This is a genomic window from Brevundimonas albigilva, from assembly GCF_023573565.1.
In the GTDB taxonomy this organism is placed as follows: domain Bacteria; phylum Pseudomonadota; class Alphaproteobacteria; order Caulobacterales; family Caulobacteraceae; genus Brevundimonas; species Brevundimonas albigilva.
In genome coordinates, this window is record NZ_CP097649.1 from 3,272,556 (window position 1) to 3,296,923 (window position 24,368).

At 63.5% G+C, this 24,368-nt stretch carries 26 protein-coding genes and 3 pseudogenes; 22 read left to right on the forward strand and 7 right to left on the reverse strand.

Annotated elements, in window-relative coordinates:
• The first annotated feature begins 2 nt into the window (after nucleotides 1-2).
• From M8231_RS16480 to M8231_RS16560, 18 genes and pseudogenes are all read left to right on the forward strand, one after another.
• Complete coding sequence (locus tag M8231_RS16480) at nucleotides 3-518, forward strand: DUF6504 family protein (protein WP_250201966.1); 516 nt, start codon at nucleotides 3-5, stop codon at nucleotides 516-518.
• Nucleotides 515-679: pseudogene (locus M8231_RS16485) on the forward strand (PHP domain-containing protein); the annotation flags it as partial. The gene M8231_RS16480 and the pseudogene M8231_RS16485, both read left to right, overlap by 4 nt.
• Nucleotides 680-764: 85 nt before the next feature.
• The gene (locus M8231_RS16490; RefSeq protein WP_250202637.1) at nucleotides 765-1,151 is read left to right on the forward strand and encodes a hypothetical protein; all 387 of its coding nucleotides are present in this window, start codon (nucleotides 765-767) and stop codon (nucleotides 1,149-1,151) included.
• A 59-nt stretch (nucleotides 1,152-1,210) separates the two neighbouring features.
• Nucleotides 1,211-1,429 carry a hypothetical protein gene (locus M8231_RS16495; RefSeq protein ID WP_027297051.1) on the forward strand — a complete coding sequence of 73 codons (219 nt, stop codon included), beginning with the start codon at nucleotides 1,211-1,213 and terminating at the stop codon, nucleotides 1,427-1,429.
• Between the two features lie 68 nt (nucleotides 1,430-1,497).
• Nucleotides 1,498-1,911, forward strand: a complete 414-nt coding sequence (locus tag M8231_RS16500; protein WP_062347376.1) for a hypothetical protein — start codon at nucleotides 1,498-1,500, stop codon at nucleotides 1,909-1,911.
• Nucleotides 1,908-2,132, forward strand: coding sequence for a DUF6117 family protein (locus M8231_RS16505; RefSeq protein WP_062347379.1), 225 nt, complete (start codon nucleotides 1,908-1,910; stop codon nucleotides 2,130-2,132). The genes M8231_RS16500 and M8231_RS16505 overlap by 4 nt, the downstream gene beginning before the upstream one ends.
• Before the next feature lie 223 nt (nucleotides 2,133-2,355).
• Entirely contained in the window at nucleotides 2,356-6,678 is a 4,323-nt protein-coding gene (locus M8231_RS16510; RefSeq protein ID WP_250201967.1) for a strawberry notch family protein, read from the forward strand.
• Nucleotides 6,678-7,577: a DUF736 domain-containing protein gene (locus M8231_RS17120; protein ID WP_431307114.1), complete on the forward strand. Its 900-nt coding sequence runs from the start codon at nucleotides 6,678-6,680 to the stop codon at nucleotides 7,575-7,577. The genes M8231_RS16510 and M8231_RS17120 overlap by 1 nt, the downstream gene beginning before the upstream one ends.
• A gap of 167 nt (nucleotides 7,578-7,744) precedes the next feature.
• Complete coding sequence (locus M8231_RS16520) at nucleotides 7,745-7,987, forward strand: helix-turn-helix domain-containing protein (RefSeq protein ID WP_027297061.1); 243 nt, start codon at nucleotides 7,745-7,747, stop codon at nucleotides 7,985-7,987.
• A gap of 78 nt (nucleotides 7,988-8,065) precedes the next feature.
• Nucleotides 8,066-8,368, forward strand: a complete 303-nt coding sequence (locus tag M8231_RS16525) for a DNA -binding domain-containing protein (protein WP_062347396.1) — start codon at nucleotides 8,066-8,068, stop codon at nucleotides 8,366-8,368.
• Nucleotides 8,369-8,483: 115 nt separating this feature from the next.
• The gene (locus M8231_RS17125) at nucleotides 8,484-8,792 is read left to right on the forward strand and encodes a transcriptional regulator domain-containing protein (RefSeq protein WP_072492857.1); all 309 of its coding nucleotides are present in this window, start codon (nucleotides 8,484-8,486) and stop codon (nucleotides 8,790-8,792) included.
• 43 nt (nucleotides 8,793-8,835) lie between these two features.
• Nucleotides 8,836-10,962 carry an IncP-type conjugal transfer protein TraG gene (gene traG, locus M8231_RS16530; protein WP_250201968.1) on the forward strand — a complete coding sequence of 709 codons (2,127 nt, stop codon included), beginning with the start codon at nucleotides 8,836-8,838 and terminating at the stop codon, nucleotides 10,960-10,962.
• A gap of 9 nt (nucleotides 10,963-10,971) precedes the next feature.
• Entirely contained in the window at nucleotides 10,972-11,403 is a 432-nt protein-coding gene (locus M8231_RS16535) for a hypothetical protein (protein ID WP_024350828.1), read from the forward strand.
• A 217-nt stretch (nucleotides 11,404-11,620) separates the two neighbouring features.
• Complete coding sequence (gene trbB / locus M8231_RS16540) at nucleotides 11,621-12,553, forward strand: P-type conjugative transfer ATPase TrbB (RefSeq protein WP_431307115.1); 933 nt, start codon at nucleotides 11,621-11,623, stop codon at nucleotides 12,551-12,553.
• The gene (locus M8231_RS16545; RefSeq protein WP_024350826.1) at nucleotides 12,553-12,885 is read left to right on the forward strand and encodes a TrbC/VirB2 family type IV secretion system protein; all 333 of its coding nucleotides are present in this window, start codon (nucleotides 12,553-12,555) and stop codon (nucleotides 12,883-12,885) included. The genes trbB and M8231_RS16545 overlap by 1 nt, the downstream gene beginning before the upstream one ends.
• A complete protein-coding gene (locus M8231_RS16550; protein WP_024350825.1) occupies nucleotides 12,885-13,166 on the forward strand; it encodes a VirB3 family type IV secretion system protein in 282 nt (93 codons plus the stop codon). The genes M8231_RS16545 and M8231_RS16550 overlap by 1 nt, the downstream gene beginning before the upstream one ends.
• 11 nt (nucleotides 13,167-13,177) lie before the next feature.
• Nucleotides 13,178-15,187, forward strand: coding sequence for a conjugal transfer protein TrbE (gene trbE, locus M8231_RS16555; protein WP_250201970.1), 2,010 nt, complete (start codon nucleotides 13,178-13,180; stop codon nucleotides 15,185-15,187).
• Nucleotides 15,187-15,426: a DUF2274 domain-containing protein gene (locus M8231_RS16560; RefSeq protein ID WP_082734356.1), complete on the forward strand. Its 240-nt coding sequence runs from the start codon at nucleotides 15,187-15,189 to the stop codon at nucleotides 15,424-15,426. The genes trbE and M8231_RS16560 overlap by 1 nt, the downstream gene beginning before the upstream one ends.
• Here the strand turns inward: M8231_RS16560 and M8231_RS16565 are convergent.
• Nucleotides 15,423-16,199, reverse strand: a complete 777-nt coding sequence (locus M8231_RS16565; RefSeq protein WP_250201971.1) for a LysR family transcriptional regulator — start codon at nucleotides 16,197-16,199, stop codon at nucleotides 15,423-15,425. The genes M8231_RS16560 and M8231_RS16565 overlap by 4 nt on opposite strands.
• Nucleotides 16,200-16,273: 74 nt before the next feature.
• Here M8231_RS16565 and M8231_RS16570 point away from each other — a divergent pair.
• Nucleotides 16,274-17,265 (forward strand): annotated as a pseudogene (locus M8231_RS16570) (IS3 family transposase); the annotation flags it as partial.
• A gap of 5 nt (nucleotides 17,266-17,270) precedes the next feature.
• Here the strand turns inward: M8231_RS16570 and M8231_RS16575 are convergent.
• The 4 genes and pseudogenes from M8231_RS16575 to M8231_RS16590 all read right to left on the reverse strand — a co-directional run.
• Nucleotides 17,271-17,699 (reverse strand): annotated as a pseudogene (locus M8231_RS16575) (glutathione S-transferase N-terminal domain-containing protein); the annotation flags it as partial.
• 134 nt (nucleotides 17,700-17,833) lie between these two features.
• Entirely contained in the window at nucleotides 17,834-18,373 is a 540-nt protein-coding gene (gene msrA / locus M8231_RS16580) for a peptide-methionine (S)-S-oxide reductase MsrA (protein WP_027297090.1), read from the reverse strand.
• Nucleotide 18,374: 1 nt separating this feature from the next.
• Nucleotides 18,375-18,818 (reverse strand): peptide-methionine (R)-S-oxide reductase MsrB, encoded by a 444-nt coding sequence (msrB, locus tag M8231_RS16585; RefSeq protein WP_024350804.1) that lies wholly within the window; start codon nucleotides 18,816-18,818, stop codon nucleotides 18,375-18,377.
• 148 nt (nucleotides 18,819-18,966) lie between these two features.
• Nucleotides 18,967-19,842, reverse strand: a complete 876-nt coding sequence (locus M8231_RS16590) for a LysR family transcriptional regulator (protein ID WP_250201972.1) — start codon at nucleotides 19,840-19,842, stop codon at nucleotides 18,967-18,969.
• 364 nt (nucleotides 19,843-20,206) lie between these two features.
• Between M8231_RS16590 and M8231_RS16595 the strand changes: the two genes are divergently transcribed.
• The 3 genes from M8231_RS16595 to M8231_RS16605 all read left to right on the forward strand — a co-directional run bounded on the left by M8231_RS16595 (nucleotide 20,207) and on the right by M8231_RS16605 (nucleotide 22,698).
• Complete coding sequence (locus M8231_RS16595; protein WP_250201973.1) at nucleotides 20,207-21,295, forward strand: bifunctional alpha/beta hydrolase/OsmC family protein; 1,089 nt, start codon at nucleotides 20,207-20,209, stop codon at nucleotides 21,293-21,295.
• 28 nt (nucleotides 21,296-21,323) lie between these two features.
• A complete protein-coding gene (msrA, locus tag M8231_RS16600) occupies nucleotides 21,324-21,860 on the forward strand; it encodes a peptide-methionine (S)-S-oxide reductase MsrA (protein ID WP_250201974.1) in 537 nt (178 codons plus the stop codon).
• A gap of 76 nt (nucleotides 21,861-21,936) precedes the next feature.
• Complete coding sequence (locus tag M8231_RS16605) at nucleotides 21,937-22,698, forward strand: ZIP family metal transporter (protein WP_250201975.1); 762 nt, start codon at nucleotides 21,937-21,939, stop codon at nucleotides 22,696-22,698.
• A gap of 20 nt (nucleotides 22,699-22,718) precedes the next feature.
• On the opposite strand, the gene M8231_RS16610 is transcribed toward M8231_RS16605, so the two are convergent.
• Both M8231_RS16610 and rpiA read right to left on the reverse strand, forming a co-directional pair.
• Nucleotides 22,719-23,213 (reverse strand): MarR family winged helix-turn-helix transcriptional regulator, encoded by a 495-nt coding sequence (locus M8231_RS16610; RefSeq protein ID WP_230450755.1) that lies wholly within the window; start codon nucleotides 23,211-23,213, stop codon nucleotides 22,719-22,721.
• Between the two features lie 311 nt (nucleotides 23,214-23,524).
• Complete coding sequence (rpiA, locus tag M8231_RS16615) at nucleotides 23,525-24,226, reverse strand: ribose-5-phosphate isomerase RpiA (RefSeq protein WP_062342477.1); 702 nt, start codon at nucleotides 24,224-24,226, stop codon at nucleotides 23,525-23,527.
• Nucleotides 24,227-24,368: the final 142 nt, after the last annotated feature.

A 24,368-nucleotide genomic window follows, 5' to 3' on the forward strand; every position in this document is an offset into this window, starting at 1 on the left:
CTTTGCGCGCGCAGATCGAGAAGATCGAAGGCAGAAGCCGGCGTGCCAAATCGGTTCTCCCGTTTGGGATTGCCGACGTCGACTCACGACTCCCGGGTGGCGGGTTGGGCGAGCAGGCGCTCTATCGGCTGGCGCCGGTTGCGAGCGACGTCCCGGAACGCTCCGTTGCCCGCATTCCGGCGATGGCCGCCGATACGGGCGCAGCATGGCCCGGCCATTGGCCGCGGCCCTCGCGTCTGCTGGCCCATCCGGAGCAGGTCGAGACTGTAGCGCTCTTGCCTGATCATCCGCCCGTTTCATTCACCTGGCGCGGCGTGCGTCGCCGACTGCGCCGGGGTGATGGACCGGAGCGCGTGTTCGGAGAGTGGTGGAAGCGCGACGCCGAATTGGTCGCCGTCCGAGACTATTTTCGGGTCGAGGACGACGCCGGCGAACGCTACTGGCTTTATCGTGCCGGTGACGGCGAAGACACGGCGACGGGGTCGCACCGCTGGTTCATCCACGGGGTCTTCGGATGAGCTCACCTCGCTACGTCGAACTGCAGGTCACCTCACACTTCAGCTTCCTGCGCGGCGCGTCCTCCTGCGAGGAACTGTTTGCGCAAGCGGCCTTGGCTGGGATCGAGGCCGTCGCCATCGTCGATCGGAATTCGCTCGCCGGCGTCGTCCGTGCTCATGAAGCGGCCAAGACGACCGGCGTTCGCCTGATTGTCGGTTGCCGGCTCGACCTCGCTGACGGGACATCCGTGCTGGTCTACCCTCGACATGAGGCTTTCGCAGGCCGACCGCCTGACGAAGGCGACAGGCCTCGATCTGGTCGAGGCCGGCTGGCGACCGACCTTCGGCAATTACCTCAACCGGGTGACCAAGCCTCGCATCCTGCAGGCGGTCCGCGAGGGCGCCGGCGAGCAGGCCGCACAACTTATCGACCATCTGAAGAAGGGCGACATGGCGAAGGAGGCCGAGCGCCTGCTGGCGGACACCGGCTGGCTGCCGGAGCCGCTGCGCGTGGTCGCCGAGGGTGAGGCGTCGACGGCGGAAACTCAGACCGGAGGCGAGGATGATGGCGCGGCGCTGCCCGACTTTCTCTCGAGCGATGACGAGGAGGCCGCCGGCGAAGACGATGAACGCCACCTCGTCGCGGCCGAGTGATCGCTTTGGCGGGGCGGCTTCGGCCGCTCCGTCTATTCCCCCAATCGAGGAGCTACGCCATGTCGCAATCCAGCCCGGCGCCCCGGCGCGTCGTCTTCCAGTATCTCGTTCCCGTGCATGTCGAGGTCGAGGACGGGCTCGTTGCCTGCGTCACCGTTATCGATGAGACACCAGTCCGCGATCCCACCATCGTCGAAGGCGATCCCGCCTATCTCGGCGAGGCAGTGCAGGCCGCCGACGACGGTCAAGACTGGCCGTCCTGGCGGTTCGGCTACTAGCCGGACAGTCTTTCGATCCCTTCCAAGCCCGGCCCAGCGCCGGGCTTTTTTCGTTTCAGGAGTCCGCCATGACCGATTTTCTCACCCGCTTTTCCTGCCTGCTCGACGTCGGCACTCCCGCCAACGCGACGCGCGCCTTCGACATCTACACCACGCTGATGGCCGAGAACTCCCGCGAGGATCCCCCGGCCGAGCCGTTCCTGCTCACCCTTTCGCCCGAATTCGGATCGGCTCGCCTGTGGCTGCGCGATCCTGGCAGCGCTGACCAGCAACTGGTGATCACCTTCGTTACCCGCTGCGCCGCGGCCTTCGGCCTGACCGGACATTGGGGCTTCCAGTGGGCGAATATTGCCTCGGCCCCCGTAATCGACGGCTTCTCTGGCGGCGCCCATCTACTCGATCTTTCGACCGGCCGGACGCTCGAATGGATCAGCACCGGACGCTGGCTCGCCGATCGACTTCCTCAGGGAGCCGCGCGATGAGCATTCCCGACCATGCCCGTGCCAATTTCGAGACGCTGGTGTACGCCGCGACCAGCGGCGACCTGGCGCTAATTGAATGCACCGAGATCGCGACGGGCGAGGTTCGCTACGTCATCTGCGCCGTTGGACGTGACGACGGCGACTACGTTTTTACGCCCTTCGGCCATCTGGCCGACGGCAACCCCTTCGAGCTCTACCGTCCACCCGATGCCTCGCCCTGAGGCGGGCGCTCGGACGGATCCGCGACAATAGTGCGATCCTTCGCCGGGAACGGCGCATCGCCCGCCGGCACGCGCAACTGCCGAAGACGTGCTTCCCGCAAGCCGGAGCGATGGCCGCTGACCACGTCAGAGTGAGAGGTCGGCCGGGACGGGGTTGAGCCCGTCCGGTCGAGAGAGAGCGCCGGGCCGGCTCGTCCGTTCCTGCTCTCTCGAGGTTCCCTCCATGCTTTCCGCTCCCGTCTCCAGAGCCACTCCGGCGGCCTCGCTTCTGCTCGCGCCCAACGCGCCGCCGGCCGCCGCCATTCTCGCCGCCGCCGGCCATCTCCTTCCTCATCTCGAACAGGGCCGCGCGATCGATGCCGCGATCATGCGCTCAGCCATGGAACAGGCCTTCGGCGCGTCCGACGCTAGTGGCGCCTGGGACTGGAAAACGGCCTATGACGCCTGCGAAGCGGCAACCGTCCTCTTCATGCGCAAATACGGAAAGCCGCTTTTCCGCAAAGCCGCGTCTCCGGCCGCACGGCTCGCCGCGCTCGGCAAGATCTCCCAGCTGCTGCCGACACACACGCGCCGGTCTGAGGAGGCCCAGGCGCGTCAGCAGTTCTCGACGCCGTCTCCGCTCGGTCTCGCGGCCTTGACCGCCGCAGCGCTCACGTCCGCCGACCGGGTGCTGGAGCCCTCGGCCGGCACGGGCCTGCTTGCGATCCTTGCCGAGATCGAAGGCTGCGATCTCATCCTCAATGAGCTGGCCGAGACCCGCGCCGATCTTCTTGCCTGTCTCTTTCCAGCTCATTCGGTCACGCGTTTCGACGCCGCGCAGATCGATGATCATCTCGACCGCGCCGCCATTCCCAGTGTCATCATCATGAACCCGCCGTTCTCGGTCATGGCGGCCGTCTCAGGACGCGTCGCCGACGCCGCCTATCGCCATATCGCTTCAGCTCTGGCGCGGCTCGCGCTAGGCGGCCGGTTGGTCGCGATCACCGGCGCAAATTTCTCGCCCGAGCTGCCGGCCTGGCGGGACCACTTCGCCCGGCTGCAGGAGCGCGGCCGCGTCGTGTTCAGTGCGGCGATCGCGGGCTCTGTCTATGCCAAGCACGGCACGACCATCGAAACCCGCCTGACTGTCATCGACAAGGCGCCGGCCGAGGATGCTGCACACTTCCCGGCATCCCCCGGCATCGCGCACGACGTGGCGACGCTCCTCGCTTGGATCGAACGCGACTTGCCCCCGCGCATGGCGGTCGCGCTGCCCAAGATCTCCCCGGACACGGCGCTGCGCACCGTTCGCGGCTATCTCGCCAAGGGCGCAGCATCCATGCCCGCCCGGCCGACGGCTGAGATCAAAGGCATGCCGCTTGAATATGAGAACGTGGAGCGGATGCCTCCAGAAGCATGCCGACTGTCGGACTCGATCTATGAGGCCTATGCGCTCCAGTCGATCCGCATCCCGAAGGCGCTGCCCCATCCCACGAAATTGGTACAGTCGGCCGCCATGGCGTCGGTCGCGCCGCCGAAGCCGAGCTATCGCCCGACGCTTCCAGCCGCGATCGTCACCGAGGGCGTTCTGTCCGACGCCCAGCTCGAGACGGTGATCTATGCCGGCGAAGCTCATGGCGAACACCTTGCAGGCGCCTGGACCGTGGACGAGACCGGCGATCTCGTCACCGCCGCGCCGCACGACGCGCCAAACGCCGTCCGCTTCCGGCGGGGCTTTATGCTCGGCGACGGGACCGGCGCCGGCAAGGGCCGTCAGTCCGCTGGCATCATCCTCGACAACTGGCTGCAGGGTCGCCGCAAGGCAGTATGGATCTCGAAGTCCGACAAGCTGCTGGAAGACGCGCAACGCGACTGGTCGGCGCTCGGTATGGAGCGCTTGCTGGTCACGCCGCTAGCGCGTTTCCCTCAGGGCACGCGGATCCGGCTCAACGAAGGCGTCCTTTTCACCACCTATTCCACGCTACGGTCCGACGACCGTGGCGAGAAGCTTTCGCGGGTCAAACAGATCGTCGAATGGTTGGGCTCCGACTTCGATGGAGTCATTATTTTCGACGAGTCGCACGCAATGCAGAACGCCGGCGGCGGCAAGGGAGAACGGGGCGATGTTGCGCCCTCACAGCAGGGCCGTGCCGGGCTCCGGCTCCAGCACGCGCTGCCTAACGCGCGCGTTGTCTACATCTCTGCAACGGGCGCGACAACCGTCCACAATCTCGCCTATGCCCAGCGGCTCGGCCTGTGGGGCGGTGACGATTTTCCCTTCTCCAATCGCGCCGAGTTCGTGGAGGCCGTAGAGAATGGCGGTGTCGCGGCCATGGAGGTGCTTGCCCGCGACCTGCGCGCCCTCGGCCTCTACACGGCCCGGTCGCTCTCCTATGACGGCGTTGAATACGAACTGGTCGAGCACCAGCTTACGCCCGAGCAAACCCGCATCTACGATGCGTACGCCGGCGCCTTCGCCATCATCCATAACCATCTCGACGCCGCGATGCAGGCCGCCAACATCACCGGCGATAGCGGCACCCTGAACCGTCAGGCGAAGTCGGCCGCGCGTTCTGCATTCGAAAGCGCCAAGCAGCGGTTCTTCGGTCATCTGCTGACCAGCATGAAGACCCCAACGCTGATCCGCTCGATCGAGGGGGACCTGGCCGACGGGCACAGCGCCGTCATTCAGATCGTCTCAACCGGCGAGGCACTGATGGAGCGCCGACTGGCCGAGATCCCGACCGAGGAATGGAACGACGTGCATGTCGACATCACGCCGCGGGAATATGTCCTCGACTATCTCGCCCATTCCTTCCCGGTGCAGCTCTACGAGCCGTTCTCCGACAGTGAAGGCAATCTGTCGTCGCGGCCAGTCTTCCGGGACGGTCACCCCGTCGAGAGCAGGGAGGCCGTTGCCCGCCGTGACGAGCTGATCGAACGACTCGCATCGCTAGAACCCGTTCCCGGCGCCCTCGACCAGATCGTCCAGCGCTTTGGCTCCGATGTCGTCGCCGAGGTCACCGGCCGTTCACGGCGCGTTGTGCGCAAAGGCGATCGCCTTGCCGTCGAGAATCGAGCGGGCTCGGCCAATCTCGCCGAGGCCGCCGCCTTCATGGACGACCAGAAGCGCATCCTGGTCTTCTCGGATGCGGGCGGTACGGGGCGCAGCTATCACGCCGATCTTGGCGCGAAGAACCAGCGCCTGCGTATCCACTATCTGCTGGAGCCGGGCTGGAAGGCCGATGCGGCGATCCAGGGTCTCGGTCGGACTAACAGGACCAATCAAGCGCAACCGCCGCTCTTCCGCCCGATCGCCACTGACGTGAAGGCTGAGAAGCGCTTCCTCTCCACGATCGCGCGTAGGCTCGATACACTCGGCGCGATCACGCGTGGGCAGCGCCAGACCGGCGGCCAGGGTCTCTTCCGGCCAGAGGACAATCTCGAAAGCCCCTATGCGCGCGATGCGCTACGCCAGCTCTATCTGCTGCTCGTGCGTGGCAAGGTCGAGAACTGCTCGCTCGACCGCTTTGAGTCCGCCACCGGACTCAAGCTCACGGATGACAACGGCATCAAGGACGAGCTGCCGCCGATCACGACCTTCCTCAACCGTCTTCTCGCGCTGACCATCGACCTGCAGGGCGTGCTTTTTACGGCGTTTGAGCAACTCCTGACGGCGAAGGTCGACGGGGCGGTTCGTAGTGGAGTCTATGACGTCGGACTCGAAACGCTGCAGGCCGAGAGCTTCATCGTCACCGGCAGCGAGGTCATCCATACGCACCCGGGCACCGGTGCGGAAACGCGGCTTCTCACCATCATCCGCCGGGAGCGCAATCGACCGACGAGCCTCGCCGACGCGCTCGATCATCTCTCCGATCCGCGCGCACGGCTCCTGGTCAATGGTCGCTCCGGCCGCGCCGCCGTGCAGATTTCCGCACCATCGATGATGCTCGACGATGGCGAGATCGAGCGCCGCGTCTGCCTGGTCCGGCCGATGGAGCAGCACTATACGCCGCTGCGCATGATGGGTGAGAGCCATTGGGAGGAAGCCGATCGCGCCGCCTTCGCCGCCGCGTGGTGGGCTGAGTTGAATGACGTGCCGGAATTTTCCGACAGCACGATCCACATTGTCGCCGGCCTGTTGTTGCCGATCTGGAAGCGGCTGCCAAACGAGTCGACGCGGGTCTACCGGCTCCAGACCGATGGCGGCGAGCGCATCATCGGCCGCCGCGTCTCGCCCGCCTGGGCGGCAAACGCCGTCACCACGGGCGCAACATCGCTGACCCCTGAGCAGGCCTTCACCGCTCTAATGGACGGCACGACGATCCTCGATCTCGCTGACGGCCTTCAGCTTCGGCGCGCCCGCGTCATGAATGCCCAGCGCCTAGAACTGACCGGCTTCACCGAGGCGATGCGGGACCGGCTGCGCACCTACGGCCTGTTCAGCGAGATCATCTCGTGGAAGCTCCGCTTTTTCGTGCCGGCCGACGCCGCCGGACCGAGCGTCCTCGCCAAGGTGCTCGATACATATCCCGTGGCGCGCATCTCTGAGCGGGAGGCCGCGTGATGGCACGTCAGGACGCTTCCGATCTCGCGCACAGTCTCGGCCGGCAGGCCGAGGCGGTGTGCCGGCATTATCTTTCCAGCGGTCGCCGCGAGGGCAACTACTGGCTCGTGGGCGATGCGCGCAACACACCCGGCCGCTCGATGTATGTCCGGCTCAAGGACACGCCGAAAGGTCCCGCCGGCAAATGGACCGACGCGGCCACCGGCGAGCATGGCGATCTCCTCGACGTCATCCGAGAAAGCTGCGGCCTCATCGACTTCAAGGATGTCGCCGACGAGGCGCGGACCTTTCTCTCGATGCCGCCGCCACCGGAGGCCCGTCAGCACGAACGGCAGAACCCAGCGCCGCATGGCTCCCCCGAAGCGGCCCGCCGACTGGTCCGCATGTCGCAGCCGATCCACGGCACGCTCGTACAAACGTATTTACGGGAACGCGGCATTACGGATTTACGCGGAACCGGAAGCCTGCATTTCCACCCGCGCTGCTATTATCGCCCCGAAGAGCATTCGCCGACCGAGACCTGGCCGGCGATGATCGCGGCCGTCACCGACCTCGACGGCAAGATCACCGGGGCGCATCGCACCTGGCTCGATCCGCGCCGCCGCGACAAGGCGCCAATCGACACGCCGAGGCGAGCCATGGGCGATCTTCTCGGCAACGCGGTCCGCTTCGGCACCCGCGCCACCGGCGAGAACGCTCCCAGCCACCGCGTCCTGGTGGGCCGCGCCGAGATCGGCGCCGCCTGGTCGAAGCGCTCCAACGAGGGCCGCGAATATCTCGGCCTCAAGCTCGACGATCCGAGCTTCAACGCCCCGATCTACGCCAACCTCTTCGACGACGAGGACGGCGATACCTTCTCGCTGATCTGGTCCCGCCCGAGCGGGCGGCGCGGCGACTGAGGCCTCCGCGCAAGGCCCCGGCCGGAAGGTCGGGGCCTTTCAGCTTTCTGGCAACCGAATCAGCTGACGTTTGCCCGGTCGGCTTTGCGGTGGCCAAACTGGCATAGGGCGACTATTATAGTCGTAGTTCTGGCGTGCGCGTAGGTCCGAGTGGGAGGTGATCATGCATGATCACCGCCCGACAATCACGGGCCGCGCGCGCGTTGCTGGGTTGGACACAGGAGACGCTCGCTGACAAGGCTCGCGTATCTCTGACCGCCCTCAAGCGCCTCGAGTCCGCCAGTGGCCTCGAGGTGTACGAGAGCACGCGGGATGAGGTCAGGCGCGCTTTCGAACAGAATGGCGTCGTGTTCCTGAGCTCCGACCGTGGTGTGGGAGTGATGGTGGTTGATCGCAAAGGGCAAGCCTGACGCCACGCGAGGAGCGAACTCGCAAACGCCCCTCTCATCGGGTTGCGCTAGAAGCTCGCTCGTAACATCGTTAACAAAATGCTCCAGTATGGATGGATATCCGCGCCGGGGAACGCCGTGACTACAAGCTTATTTCTTGATGAACCGCCAAGCAGCGCGACGCCGACCGCGTATGACGCGGCCAATGTGAAGCTTTACCTGCGTTTGCTGGATGCCGAAGCGCAAGGCGCTTCCTGGGCAGACGTCGTCGAGACGATTTTCGGGATTTCGGTGAACGCCGAGCCCGAGCGTGCCGAGCGCGTTTACCGCTCGCATCTCGCGCGCGCAAAGTGGATGACGAAGAACGGCTATAGCGGTTTACTGGCCGGCCGCGTGAACTGAACGTGATGCAGGTTTCGCATCACGTTGCTCCGCCTTCGTTATTCCCAGCCCTCACACAACTTGGAATCGTGTCCGCAGCTCAATTCGCGCGCTAAAACTGCGGAGGCTGTGGAGGATGTCTGAAGAAGATTCATGGCGGTCAGAGGCCGCTTACGACTATGTCGATGCTCTGTCTCCCGGAGATCTCGCCTGGGAGTTTTTGCGGAGAAACACCGAGTACCGGCGATCATACGACGAATTCCTCCAGGCAGGCGACAACACCGAAGAACTAACCCGGGAGTTTACATCCCGATGGGGGTTGCGATTTCCCGGCAGACCCTTCTGCATCTGCAATCGTCTCTCCAGTCTATTGGGACGCCCACTTCGATCCATCGATCGTCGTCCTCGGCAAAATCCCGACGGCTCACACGCCTCCCTCACTTGACGATTTCATCAGGGCGCAGGCCATAAATGGCATCGATGGCGAGATGCTGCGCCTTCAGATCCGGGGCGAAAAGTTCGACGCTTCTTTCCGCGACGGTGCCGGAAGTCTCGCGGCCATGGTCCTTCTCGATGAGCTTACGCCCGACCGCCTGAGCGCGCTGGCTCGTTTTTGGGCGGCTCTCGCTGGAAAAACCGTCCCGCCGGATCCGCGTATCACCCGATCCCGACAAAAGCGGGCGCGCGAAATGCTGCGCGTCCTCGACGGTCGGGCAGCCTACCGTCTCGGCTTCCAGCCCCAGCTCGGTCAGCCTTGGTTCGAACTGGCCGGATGGCCGATCTATTATCCCCCGGCCTTCTTCTGGTGGTGGTATTTCTACGACGCCTATGCGCCGCCTATCTTCGTCGAGGGCGCCTACATGGCCGCGTCGGGTGGCTTCATCTCCATCGCCGTCGCGATCGGCATGTCGGTATGGCGGGCGCGTGAAGCCAAGAACGTCGAGACCTATGGCTCGGCCCGCTGGGCGCGACCGGAAGAGGTGAAGGCTGCAGGACTGCTCGGCCCCGACGGAGTCGTACTCGGCAGGCATGAGCGCGAGTATCTCCGCCATGACGGTCCGGAGCATGTGCTGTGCTTCGCGCCGACCCGTTCAGGCAAGGGCGTGGGCCTAGTGGTGCCTTCGCTCTTGACCTGGCCGGGGTCGGCGATCGTCCACGACATCAAGGGCGAGAACTGGACGCTCACCGCCGGCTATCGCGCACGGCATGGCCGCGTGCTGCTCTTCGATCCGACGAACGCGAAGTCGGCGGCCTACAACCCGCTGCTCGAAGTGCGCCGCGGCGAATGGGAAGTCCGCGACGTGCAGAACATCGCCGACATTCTCGTCGACCCGGAAGGCTCGCTCGAAAAGCGAAACCACTGGGAGAAGACATCGCACGCCCTTCTGGTCGGCGCGATCCTGCATGTCCTGTACGCAGAGGCCGACAAGACATTGGCCGGCGTCGCCGCCTTTCTCTCCGATCCGAAGCGCCCGATCGAGTCGACCCTCGCGGCGATGATGAAGACCGCCCATCTCGGCGAGGCCGGTCCACATCCGGTGATCGCCAGCGCCGCCCGCGAACTGCTCAACAAGTCCGATAACGAGCGCTCCGGGGTGCTGTCGACAGCGATGTCGTTCCTCGGTCTGTATCGCGATCCCGTCGTGGCCGAGGTCACCCGTCGCTGCGACTGGCGTATCGCCGACATGGTTGGCGGCAAGTATCCGACCACGCTCTACCTCGTGGTGCCGCCATCTGACATAAACCGGACCAAGCCGCTGATCCGCCTGATCCTCAATCAGGTCGGACGTCGGTTGACGGAAGATCTGCAGGCGAAGAGCAATCGACACCGGCTGCTGCTCATGCTCGACGAATTTCCCGCACTTGGACGCTTAGACTTCTTCGAGAGCGCGCTCGCCTTCATGGCGGGTTACGGGTTGAAAGCTTTCCTCATCGCGCAATCGCTGAACCAAATCGAGAAAGCCTACGGCCCGAACAACTCGATCCTCGATAACTGCCATGTGCGCGTCAGCTTCGCCACCAACGACGAGCGAACCGCCAAGCGCGTTTCGGACGCGCTTGGCACCGCGACCGAAATGAAGGCCATGAAGAACTATGCCGGCCACCGGCTATCGCCCTGGCTCGGCCACCTGATGGTGTCGCGCTCGGAGACTGCACGGCAATTGCTCACGCCGGGCGAGATCATGCAGCTCCCGCCGTCAGACGAGATCGTCATGGTCGCCGGCATCCCGCCTATCCGCGCAAAGAAGGCACGCTATTACGAGGATCGTCGGCTCCAGGAGCGCATCCTTACGCCTCCCGCACTCACGAAGCCCGCAAGCGCTCGAGCCGACGATTGGAGCGCGCTCGCCATACCGGAACCTCCCGTGGTGAGTGCGCCAGCTACGGCAGATAACCTAGCCGACGACGACCCGACGGACTCCGAGCAACGGCATCAGCCTGAACTGAGCCGCATGAAAACCGTCGAACGCAAGGCGATCGCCGACAACGAATTCGAGATCGATCCTCGCGACGACGTCGATGAGGATGCTGCGCGCCTCAGCCGCATGACGCAGGCCATGCGCCAGGTCGCTCGGCAGGCATCGCTCGATCCCGGCGATGGCATCGATCTGTAGGAGGCGGGGGTGACCAAACCTTTGAAGAAGCAGCGGCTGTCGGTCTATCTCGACCCGGACGTCATGAAGGCGCTCGCAGCCCATGCTGCCCGGCGCGATCTGTCCCTGTCACTGGTAGCCGAGGCCGGTATCGCTTCATTCCTCTCGCCGGACGCTGCCGAGCGTCAGGAGGCCGCGACGACGAAGCGGCTTGACCAGCTCGACCGACGCATGGCGCGCATGGAGCGCGATCTGGGAATATCGGTCGAGACGCTAGCCGTGTTCATCCGCTTCTGGCTGACCTCCAACCCGCCGTTGCCGGAGCCGGCGCAGGTCGCGGCTCGCGCCAAAGCGTCGGAGCGCTACGAAGCCTTCGTGACCGCGCTCGGCAGACGACTCGCGCAAGGTCCGAAGCTCAGGCAGGAAATCGCGGAAGACATCCCCGCGCGCGACGCGGAATAATCACTGTTTGACGTATCACAAGTATTCGACCGTTCCGCCGTTTCCCTGTCTTTGTACGCCACAGTACGACGGCCACATGATGGTTGTTGTCACGCCATGATTTCTGCCTCTTCTACTCATCCCCGATCCAGGGCCGCCCGCGGCGGTCCCGCAAAAGAACGGGGACGACGTGACGGCAGCTCACCAGAAATCGGAGGCGATCCTTCGCGGTGCTCGGATGCTGCGCACTGCGCTCGGCCCGGCGATCGCCACGTTTCTGGAAGACCCCGCGATCGTCGAGGTGATGCTCAACCCCGACGGGCGGCTCTGGGTCGACCGGTTGTCGGAAGGTCTCTCCGACACCGGTGAACGCCTATCTCCAGCCGACGGCGAACGCATAGTTCGACTTGTCGCACATCACGTCGGGGCCGAGGTTCATGCCGGGGCGCCCCGCGTCTCCGCCGAACTGCCTGAAACAGGGGAGCGGTTTGAGGGCCTTCTGCCGCCAGTGGTGTCCGCGCCGGCTTTCGCGATCCGGAAGCCAGCCGTCGCCGTGTTCACGCTCGATGACTATGTCGCGGCTGGCATCATGCTGTCCGACCAAGCCGAAACGCTGCGTCAGGCCGTTCTTCATAGGCGGAACATCCTCGTCGCCGGCGGCACCTCCACCGGTAAGACCACGCTCACGAACGCCCTGTTAGCGGAGGTATCGAAGACATCCGATCGCGTCGTGTTGATCGAGGACACCCGTGAACTGCAATGCGACGCGCCAAACCTGGTCGCAATGCGCACGAAGGACGGCGTAGCTTCTCTCTCCGATCTTGTCCGTTCCTCGCTGCGTCTTCGTCCCGACCGCATCCCGATCGGCGAAGTGCGCGGTGCAGAGGCGCTCGATCTGCTGAAGGCCTGGGGCACCGGCCATCCCGGCGGCGTCGGCACGATCCACGCCGGCACCGCCATTGGCGCTCTTCGCCGGATGGAGCAACTCATCCAGGAAGCCGTCGTCACGGTTCCGCGCGCGCTGATCGCCGAGACCATTGATCTGGTTGCGGTGCTCTCCGGCCGCGGCTCCTCGCGCCGCCTTGCCGAGCTTGCCCGCGTCGAAGGCCTGGGCCCCGACGGTGACTACTGCGTCACTCCAACAATTCCGTCCATCTCAGGAGACAGGTAATGATCAAGCATGCCCTGCGCATCCGCCGTCACATAGCCACGGCAGCTTCCGTCACTTTCATTTCCATAGCCCTCGCACCTGCCGCTCATGCGTCCGGTTCGTCGATGCCATGGGAAGCTCCTCTGCAGTCGATCCTCGAATCGATCGAGGGCCCGGTCGCAAAGATCATCGCGGTGATGATCATCATCATCACCGGCCTGACTCTCGCCTTCGGCGACACGTCGGGCGGAGCGCGCCGCCTGATCCAGATCGTGTTCGGCCTGTCGATCGCCTTCGCCGCGTCGAGCTTCTTCCTTTCGTTCTTCTCGTTCGGCGGCGGGGCGCTTGTCTGATGGCCGTTGGAGCGGATCATAGCGCGGACGTGCCGGGCTTTTCCGTGCCGGTTCATCGTGCGCTGACCGAGCACATCCTGCTCGGCGGTGCGCCGCGCTCGCTCGCGATCCTCAATGGCACCCTGGCCGCGGCGCTTGGCTTGGGCCTTCGCCTTTGGCTGGTCGGGCTGGCGCTATGGGCGGTCGGCCACTTCGCCGCCGTCTGGGCGGCCAAACGTGATCCGCAATTTGTCGACGTCGTGCGCAAGCATCTGCGCATCCCCGGCCACTTGGCGACTTGAGGAGCCGGGCAATGATGAACCTATCCGAATACCGCAATCGGAATACCCGGCTCGCCGACTTCCTACCCTGGGCGGCGCTCGCCGGCGAAGGCGTCGTCCTCAACAAAGACGGCAGCCTGCAGCGCTCGGCCCGCTTTCGCGGTCCTGACCTCGACAGCGCAGTGCCAGCCGAGCTCGTCGCCGTCGCTGGCCGGCTGAACAACGCCTTCCGTCGCCTCGGTTCCGGATGGGCCATATTCGTCGAAGCGCAGCGCCATGGCGCCGTGTCATATCCGGCAAGCACATTTGCCGACAGCGCTTCGGCGCTTGTCGATGCCGAGCGCAAGGCAGACTTTGAAGAAGCCGGCGCCCATTTCGAATCCAGCTACTTCCTCACATTCCTTTATCTACCGCCGGCCGAGGATGCCGCCCGTGCCGAGACCTGGCTTTACGAGGGTCGGGACCATGCCGGCGTCGATGCGCGCGAAGTGCTCCGAAGTTTTGTCGATCGCACCGACCGTATCCTCAACCTGATAGACGCCTTCATGCCGGAGTGCGTATGGCTCGATGACGCCGAAACGCTCACCTACCTGCATTCGACGATCTCGACGAAGCGCCATCGCGTCCGCGTGCCCGAAACGCCGATGTACCTCGACGCTTTGCTCGCCGATCAGCCGCTTACCGGCGGGCTGGAGCCCCGGCTTGGAGATGCGCACGTACGCATCCTCACTATCGTCGGCTTCCCGACCGCGACGACGCCCGGCATCCTCGACGAGCTGAACCGGCTCGCCTTTCCCTATCGCTGGTCGACCCGAGCGATCCTGCTCGACAAGACCGACGCGACCAAGCTGCTGACAAAGATCAGGCGGCAGTGGTTCGCAAAGCGCAAGTCGATCGCCGCCATTCTCAAGGAGGTGATGACCAACGAGGCATCGGCGCTCGTTGACACCGACGCGGCGAACAAGGCTGCTGACGCTGATATGGCGCTGCAGGAGCTGGGCGCCGACTATGCCGGCCAAGCCTACGTGACCGCGACCATCACCGTCTGGGATGATGATCCCCGCGTCGCGGCCGAGAAGCTCCGGCTGGTGGAAAAGGTCATTCAGGGCCGCGACTTCACGGCGATGACTGAGACCATCAATGCTGTCGACGCCTGGCTGGGCTCACTCCCCGGGCATGTCTACGCCAACGTCCGCCAGCCGCCCATCAGCACATTGAATCTCGCTCACATGATCCCGCTATCAGCGGTGTGGGCGGGACCGGAACGGGACGAGCACTTCGATGCACCCCCACTGCTTTACGGCAGAACGGAGGGCTCGACCCCGTTCCGGCTTTCCATCCACGTCGGCGATGTCGGTCATACGCTGATCGTCGGGCCGACCGGCGCCGGTAAATCGGTGCTTCTCGCACTAATGGCGCTTCAGTTCCGCCGCTATCCACAATCTCAGGTCTTCGCCTTCGACTTCGGCGGATCGATCCGCGCCGCGGCGCTCGCCATGCAGGGCGACTGGCATGATCTCGGCGGCGGTTTGACCGAGGGCTCCGAGGAGAGTGTGTCGCTCCAGCCGCTCGCCCGCATCGACGACGTCGCCGAGCGCGCCTGGGCCTCCGACTGGCTGATCGCGATCCTTTCCCGAGAGAGCGTGCCGGTTAACAATGTGCAATTTGGTCAAAGCCGCGTCCTGCTAGTCTGGAATCGACTGATCTTCCCAAATGGCCGTTCAATAGTGCTCGAGCGCCAGCCCGGCGCAGACGTCGAAGGCTATGCCGGCCTGCAGGATGGCGTCGATTACCACTGGTGGGATCTTGCCAAGGCCGCCGGCCTCTCGACTCTTCTCGGAATCGGCGCCGAGCTCTCCGCCGACAATGACGACCGTCTCATCCAGGCGATCCGAAATGGCGGTCAAGACACGATCAACGATGCCGGTCAGCAGATCGTCAGACGGCAACTCAACGTGGCTCCGACATTGACGATCCGACCGGGATTTCCTGTCCGTGTCGTCGTGACCCGTGATCTCGTACTCGAACCTTATGGGGGCTGATGATGTCGAAGCTAAAGCTGGGGCCGATCGCCGACGAGAAGCCGATCAAGGTTCAGGTAGAGCTGCCGGCGGCTCTCCACCAAGACCTTTCCGATTACGCGGATTTGTTGGGACGCGAACAAGGCCTGCCTGCTGTCGAGCCCGCGCGATTGATCGTACCGATGTTGCAGCGGTTCATCGCAACCGATCGAGGTTTCTCGAAGGCTAGGCGTACGAAGACCCAGAACGCCTCCGATTAGCTGGTGCTGCTCTGCTTGAAGGCTGGCAGGACATCGAAACACTTCAGCAGCAGCGGCAGAGCCGGATTGTCGTTATCGCTCGACGAAATCATAGCCGCCGTCGGCGCCCGCGCGGGTGTGAGCGGAACCAATGCAATATCGGGCCGATGCACGACGCTCGTTATCGTCAGCCCGAAGCCTTGCTCGACCATGGTCAGAAGTGTTTCCCTGCTGACCTGCTGGATAGACAGTTGGATCGCCTCTTCGGCAGCGCCCAGCATCCGCCGGAGAATAGCTGCGAGTTCGCGCCCGGCACCATCGGAGCGGACAAGAAAGACTTCGTCGCAAATGTCCTCCCAGGCGAGCCGCGGTCGCGACGCGAGTTGGTGTATGGGTGATAGGGCAACGAAGAGGTCGGGTTCGCACAACCGTCGAATCTGAAACGGAGGGCCCTTCGTTGCGCCCAGGCTGATCGCCGCATCTAGCAGCCCGCGCTCCACGCCGAGGGCGTTCTGCTCTGACGTGCCTTCTTCGAGCTTCACCTCGATCGTCGGGTTTCGCTGTCTAAAGGTCGCCAAGAGGTCGATTATGGGACATGCCGGAAACGCCTCGAGCATCCCGAACCTGACTAGTCCAGTCGTAAGTTTACGGACCGATCGCATCTCAGTGGCGGCCTCGCGAAGATACCTCGCCCCGACCGCAGCTTGCTGAAGAAATCGCTCTCCTTCCGGCGTCAATCCAGCGCCCGATCGCGTGCGCTTGAACAGGGAAACGCCAAGCTGCCGTTCGAGCATCTGAACGCGGCTGACGTGACCCCCTGAAACTCCTCCAGGAATAGCTAGAGTCCGCCCAACGAAGGACGGACAGAATGAAGCGATCGAGGTTCACGGAAGAGCAGATCATCGGGATCCTGTGGGAGCAGGAGGCCGGTGTAGCGACGGCGGAGGTGTGCCGACGCCACGGGGTCAGCTCGGCGACCTTTTACAAATGGAAGGCCAAGTTTGGCGGGCTCAACGTGTCGGAGGCTCGGCGGCTCAAGGCGCTCGAGGATGAGAACGCCCGGCTGAAGCGGATGCTGGCGGACGCGATGCTGGACAACGTGGCCCTGAAGGACCTGCTGGGAAAAAAGTGGTGACGCCCGCCGGCTATCGCGAGGCGGCTGGCCATCTGCAGGCCGCCTACGAGATGAGCGAAAGGCGGGCGTGCCGTGTGCTGGGCGTCGATCGGACGAGCGTGCGCTATCAGGCGACGCGCCCGGACGACGGCGCTCTGCGCGACCGGCTGAAGGCCCTGGCCCAGGACCGTCGACGGTTCGGCTATCGTCGCCTGCACGTGCTGCTGCGGCGCGAGGGCCATGCGGTCAACAGGAAGCGGGTCCAGCGGATCTATCGCGAGGAGCAACTGACGGTGCGCCGGCGCGGCGGCCGGAAGCGAGCGATGGGCCCGCGGCGACCGCTGGACCTGCCGCTGGCGCCCAACCAGCGCTGGTCGCTGGACTTCGTCGCAGACCAGATGACGGACGGGCGGCGCTTCCGCATCCTGACGGTGATCGATAACTGCACGCGCGAGTGCCTGGCGCTGGTGGCCGACACCTCGCTGTCGGGCGCGCGGGTCGTGCGGGAGTTGGACGCCGTCATCCGGCAGCGAGGGCGGCCCGACACCATCGTCAGCGACAACGGCACGGAGTACACCTCGAACGCGGTCCTGGCCTGGGCCGACGACACCGGCGTCGGCTGGCACTACATCGCGCCGGGCAAGCCCCAGCAGAACGGCTTCAACGAAAGCTTCAACGGGCGGCTGCGTGACGAGCTGCTGAACGAGACGCTGTTCCGCTCGCTGCCGCACGCTCGCGCCGTGCTGGAGGCGTCCTTTCCGCCCCAGCGCAGGAAGAAGCCCAGCTGACCAAACATCGGGCCGATCGCAGACATCTGGAAGAATACCCAGCTCAGCACCTCATAGCGCCTGGCTTGTCCCGGTGGGATCAGCCGGCCCGTCTTCTCGGCGAGGTAAACGAGGATCGCACCGGACTCCCAAACCCCGAGCGGCTCACCATCGGGGCCTGACGGATCGATGATCGCAGGGATCCGCCCGTTTGGGTTCAGCGACACGAATGCGGGGTCTTTGGTCTCGTTTGTGCTGATGTCGATAAAGTGCGGCTCGTATGGCAGGCCGGTCTCCTCAAGCATGATGGACACCTTGACGCCGTTGGGCGTGGGCGCCGCATAGAGTTGCAGGAGATCAGGATTGGAGGCAGGCCAGCGCTCGGTGATCGGATATGACGAAAGGTCTGGCATGCTGGGGCAATCCTACCAAATCGATGGCCGGCAAGCGGCATGACCGCTTGAGGGGCCTTTCGAGGACCGCATCGTTCGCCGATGCGGTCCCATTGCTTGCGATGCAGAGCGCTATGTCGCGATAGGCGCTGCAGCTATTCAGCTGCCGCTCCGGTGGTAGGCTGGGTAGCACCAGCGTCGTCACGCTTGGGGAGCACCCAATTCGCGCGCGGGAAATGGCACGTGTAACCGCCCGGACGCTTCTCGAGATAGTCTTGGTGCTCCGGCTCCGCTTCCCAGAAATCGCCGACGGGCTCGACTTCGGTGACGACTTTTCCGTCCCACAGTCCGGAGGCGTCGACGTCGGCGATCGTCTCCTCGGCGACCCGTTTCTGCTCCTCATCGACATAGTAGATGCCTGATCGATAGGAGAGGCCGCGATCGTTGCCTTGCCGATCTTTCGTCGTCGGGTCGTGGATCTGGAAGAAGTATTCCAGGATGTTGCGGTAGCTTGTCGCTGCCGGGTCGAAAATGATCTCGATCCCTTCAGCGTGAGTGCCGTGATTGCGATAGGTGGCGTTCGGGACGTCGCCACCGGTGTATCCGACGCGGGTCGACACGATGCCGGGCTGCTTGCGGATCAGATCCTGCATGCCCCAAAAACATCCGCCTGCGAGAACAGCGCGCTGATGCATGTTACGCCTCCTCCACCTGATCGAGATATTCGCCGTAGCCCTCGGCTTCCATCTCATCGCGCGGGATGAAGCGAAGGGCGGCCGAGTTGATGCAATACCGCAGTCCGCCACGGTCGGCCGGACCGTCGGGGAACACGTGGCCGAGATGGCTGTCGCCATGGACCGATCGAACTTCCGTCCGGACCATGCCGTGAGAACTGTCCCGCACCTCGTTCACGTGCGCGGGGACGATAGGCTTGGTGAAGCTGGGCCAGCCGGATTTCGACTCGAACTTGTCCGTCGATGCGAAAAGCGGCTCTCCGGACACGACATCGACGTAGATGCCCGGTTCCTTGTTATCGTTGTATTCACCGGTGAAGGCCCGCTCCGTGCCGTCTTCCTGAGTGATCCGGCGTTGCTCGGGGGTCAGGCGGTCGATCGCTGCCTGAGACTTTTCAAACTTCATGATCGTCTCCAATACTTGGTTTCAGGGCCAAGGCACATTACGGACATCTTATCTTGCTTGACGGTCACCTCGACTATCGCAGTGCCAATTATATTTATCCAATACGCTGTGCGTATAGTTTCGATAGCTCCGCTGTGATCAGCGGCGTTCAGTTCCACGCGTATCTGGCCGCCATCTGCGCGATCTTCCTGATCTCAACAGGCGCCGTGGCGCCAGAGACCGTCGCGATCACGACCTCTCGCTCGAGGACAAACCCATCGATCGGACGCGTAACCAGACCTTGGGCTGTAGCCGACCGCTCCGGAAGGATGCATATGGCCTCGCCGTCTGCGACGACCCGTTGCACCCAATCGTCACGATCGGACCGGAAGCGCGGCCGCATCAGCACCTCCCGTCGTGCGAAATGGTCTAGGATCTGCTCGCGAAACTCACACTTCAGACGATCAACGAACGGGAACTCCAACAAGTCCTCGCCTCGCACGATATCGCTCGCCGCGAGCGGGTGTTTCGCGGAACAGCCGAGTACGAAGCGCTCACGGAACAGAGGTCGCACATCAAGCTTGCGGTCCGGCCGCGTCTCGCGCGGCAGGATGCATGCGTGATACTTGCCCGACAGCACCTCCGATGTGTCTTCACTCGCCCCGAGCGAATGCATCTTGATCTCGATCGATGGCACTTCTGCCAACGCGCTTTCGAAGAAGGCCGTGAAAAGCTTCGGCCCGACGGTCGGGGCGACGGCTACGTCCAGCACCCGGTGCCTCCCCATGGCCCAGTTTTCAGAATGATGCCGAACACTTTTCATCGCGACTAACATGCGCCGAAACTCAGCCTCCACGTCCTGGCCAAGGCCGGTGAGACGGCTGTTCTTCCCATCGCGATAAATGAGCGGACCGCCGAGCTCTTCCTCCAAGCGGCGGATCGCGCGTGTCAGGCTTGGCTGGGACACACCGCTCAACCGCGCCGCTGCTGTAAAATTCAGCGTCTCGGCCAAGTTGATGAAATAGCTGACCTGATTGAGTTCCATAGCCCTTCGGCCTGCACGCCGTGAATGATGCCGCTTCCAGGACCGGTCTTTTCGACCGCCACCAGAAGTATGCGCGACGCATATAATCACGCTTTAGGGGCTTGTCTATATGCGCCACGCATATAAAAAGAATGTCTTGGACGGCTAGTCCGGGCCTGATGGCGCTTCCGCCAGGGCCCAAGGGTTCCGGTGCACCCACTAAGTCGCCGTGGGAGGCTCGACGCTTATGACAGGAAGACCGTTCACGTTTCCCGGTGGTGGAGGCTCTGATCTAACCGGGTATTTGGAGGCGCCCGAAGGTACGCCTCGCGGCTGGGCTATTTTCGCCCATTGCTTCACTTGCGGGAAAGACAGCCGCGCTGCCGTGTACATCGCACGCGCCCTCTCGCGGGCTGGCATCGGCGTCTTGCGGTTCGACTTCGCCGGCACAGGGATCGAGAGTTCTGCGGATGAAGCGATAAGCTTCGCTTCCGACGTCGATGATCTTAAGGCGGCCGCGGAGGCCATGGCTGTCGCCGGTAAGGCCCCCTCCCTCCTTGTCGGACACAGCCTGGGCGGCACGGCTGCGATCGTAGCCGCCGCCGACTTGCCGGATATCGCAGCGGTAGTGACGATCGGCGCCCCGGCTGATCTTCAGCATATATTGCGCGTCTTTCAACCTGCCGACCTAGACGCGATAGCGAGCGAGGGCGAGGCATCGGTGGAGATTGCTGGCAGGCCCTTCCTGATCCGCCGCAGTTTCCTTGAAACGGTCGACGAAGTGGACATCGAGAGGTCTATCGCTGCCCTTCGACGTCCGGTGCTTGTGATGCATTCACCGGTGGATCAAGTCGTGGGTATCGAGCACGCCTCGCGCATCTTCGTCGCGTCGCGCCATCCCAAGAGCTTTGTTTCGCTCGACACGGCCGATCACCTTCTCACCGATGTCGAAGATGCGAATTACGCCTCAGCTATGGTCGCAGCGTGGGCAAGCCGCTTCCTGCCGCCGCTCGCGGCGGACCTTCCACAAGTCGAGTTAGCGAATGGAGTCGTGGCGTCGGAAACGTTGGCGGGGAAGTTCCAACTCACGGTCCGTAGTGGCGAGCACACGCTGTTCGCCGATGAACCAGAATCGGTCGGAGGTCTCGGCAGCGGCCTGTCTCCTTACGAACTGGTGTCGGCCGGACTGGCCGCCTGCACGGTGATGACAATGCGTCTTTACGCGAACCGCAAAGGCTTCCCGCTGGAGCGAGCGACGACGACCGTGCGACACGAGAAAGTGGCGGACATGATGCCTCCCGACCGCTTCACGCGCACCGTCTCTCTCGATGGGCCGCTCAGCGATGAACAGCGGGCGCGCATTCTGGAAATCGCGGATCGGTGTCCGGTCGACCTGACACTCGTCCGAGGCTCGGATGTGCAGACCGAACTTTCGAGCGATGCGCGGCCTGCAGGTGCGGCGCCGGCAAACTGATGTGGTGCACAGAGCGGAGGTTGATCGGATGCAGAGTCTGCCCACTACTGACCAGACGCCGACGCGAACCGAGCGAGCGATACTTGCGGGTGGGTGTTTCTGGGGCCTCGAAGATTTACTTCGCCGCGCGAAGGGCGTCGTGACGACGCGTGTCGGCTACATCGGCGGCGAAATGCCGGACCCGACTTACACGAGACACCATGGTCATGCGGAAGCGGTGGAGGTCACGTTTGATCCTTCGATACTGACATATCGTGCTCTCCTGGAACTCTTCTTCCAAATCCACGATCCGACGACATACGAGCAACAAGGTAACGACGTCGGACCAAGCTATCGGTCCGCGATTTTCTACACGTCTGAGAAGCAGATGGACGTTGCTCTGGAGACAATCGCCGAGATCGAAGCGTCGGGGCGCTGGCCGGGATCTGTCGTATCCGAGATCAACCCGGAAGAGCCGTTCTGGGAGGCCGAGCCAGAGCATCAGAAGTACCTCCAGCGTCGACCCGGCGGCTATAGCTGCCACTTCGAGCGACCGGCCTGGCGATTGGACCGAGCGAAACGATGAGCACGCAGGGACGGTCATCAACGATACGTACGCTAAGGCGCTCGCCCCGCGTCGCTAGGTCAGCCGGGTTCTTGCGATGATACCCGAATACGTAATCGCCGGCTTGTGGGGGCTTTTGTCAGGAAGCGGACTTCTGGTGGGGGCGGTTCTTGCGGACGTGCTGTACGGGCGACTCACTCACCGCATGATCTCAGCGGTGATGGGCTTCGGTGGTGGTGTGTTGATTGCCGTGGTCGCTACCGAACTCATCGGTGATCGCGTGTCGGCTGGCCTGGGACCCTTGGCGATCTTTGCGCTGCTCGCAGGGGCCGCAATCCTCAGCGGCACAAACTGGTTTCTCTCTCGCAGGGGCGCAAAGCATCGAAAGCGATGCGGTGAATGCACCGAGCAGGCCACTGAACAGGAGCACCGCGGCAGCGGTGCTGCGATTGCGCTCGGCAGCGTTCTCGACGGCATTCCAGAGGCCCTCGTGATTGGGATGTCCGTGGCTGGCGGAGGCAAGATCAGCCTTGCAGTAGTGGCAGGCTTCTTTTTGGCTAATGTGCCACAGGGTCTATCGAGCACTTCCGGAATGAAGGTCGCGGGCCGATCGCGAAGCTATATCTACGCGGTCTGGATCGGTATTCCGCTACTTGTTTGCATCGCCGCCGGTACGGGAAACCTTCTGCTCGGCTCTGCGTCCACTCAAGCCCCTGCCATTCTGTCGTTCGCAGCTGGCGCGGTCATAGCGATGCTGGCGGAGGCCATGATCCCCGAGGCTTTCGAGAAGGCGCCGCCGTTCATAGGTCTGATCACGGTCGTGGGGTTCCTGGCGGCGTATCTCATCGCTCAACACTGAAACCTGCGAATTCCGACGCCCTAAGCCTCGCCGCCGTTCTCGCGATCTACCCCGCGCTCGTGCAATTCGGCATCGATCGGGCAATTCGTGCAGCCCTCGTAACAGCACAAACGGCAGATGCGGTAGGAATGCTCGAGGTTTTCCAAGCGGTCGCGCAGCACGCGTTCAGCAATGCTGTAAAGGGCGTCCAACTCGGTAGGGGTGAGGATCGATAGTCCCTCAGCGATCACCTTGTCGCGCGAGGCCAAGACCGCATCGCTCGCGACCTTGCCAGCCTCTGTAAGATGGAGGGACCGCGTGCGCCCGTCAGTCGAATGCTCACGCCGCTCGACCAATCCCTCCGTCGACAAACGGTCCACCAAGCGGACGGTCGCGGCATGGGAAAGTCCCACCCCAACTGACAGCATGCGGATCGATAGCCCTGGCTTATGGGCAATCAACGCAAGCGCCGAGGCGGCGGGTCCAGCTTCTGGCGCCCGCGATGAACTAGCGCGAACGATGTCGTCGCTGATCATGAGTGCGAACGCCCCAAAGATATTTCGATCTCGAGGTCCATCCATTGCCCCATCTATATGTGCGCGAAGCATAGACAGCAAGCCATACCCCTGCGGCGCTGGGGGATTGTGGCAAACCGAAAGGCGCGCCTTTACAGTGGTTTAGGATACGCTGCGGATGGCGCGGAAGATTGAAATACAGGACTTCGATCGTCGGGTCACACAAAATGGCGATACCTAGCGGCTATGGATCGGGGTGGGCTGTCGTGATTTCGGCTGCCTGACGGCCGAATCACATCACGCCTGCGCCAGGTGCCACCCCTCGTCGGCACCTAACGGAGGGATCCGGGGGCTTGCTTTCTGAGATGCACCTCGACCGTCTCACCGCGTCCGACCACCACAGTGTCAATCTCGCTAAGAAACAAGCCGTGCTCCATGACGCCGGGGATGGCATCGATCGCTCCGGCGATCTCGATCGGCCGAAGGGCCTTGCCGAAGGCTGCATCCAAGATGTGATTGCTCTGGTCTGTGATGAATGGTTCTCCGCCGACCGAGCGAAGCGTCACACTGGCTCCGAGGTCGGCAAGATGCGTTCGCACGAACTCGCTCGCGAAGGGCACGACTTCGACCGCCAGAGGAAACCCGCCGAGTCGTCGAACGACTTTGCAAGCGTCTACGATCACGATCATTCGGCTAGAAGCGGCGGCCACGACCTTCTCTCGGAGTAAGGCGCCGCCACCGCCTTTGATTGCCTGAAAGTGGCAGTCGATCTCGTCAGCGCCGTCGATCGTGAGGTCTACCGAACTGAATTGCTCAAAAGGAACGAGCGGCACCGCGAGACGACGAGCGAACATTTCGGTCGCTCGGGAGGTGGCGACAGCGGTGATGCGAAGGCCCTGCCGAATGCGGTCGCTCAGGCTCTTAATGGCATAGGCTGTTGTGCTTCCGGTCCCAAGGCCAACGAACATGCCATCTTCGATCTCGTCGACCGCTCTAGCTGCAGCCAGCCTCTTCTCTGCTTCTCGGTCAGTCATCTAACGCCACTTCATCTCACCGGCATGCGTGCCATCACCAGGTCGATTATGAAACCGGGCGGCGCAAACCTAATCCTCCATGCCGACATTGCCTCGTTGACCTGCAGCCAACAGACGGATAGGTCTATGCGTGGCGCATACA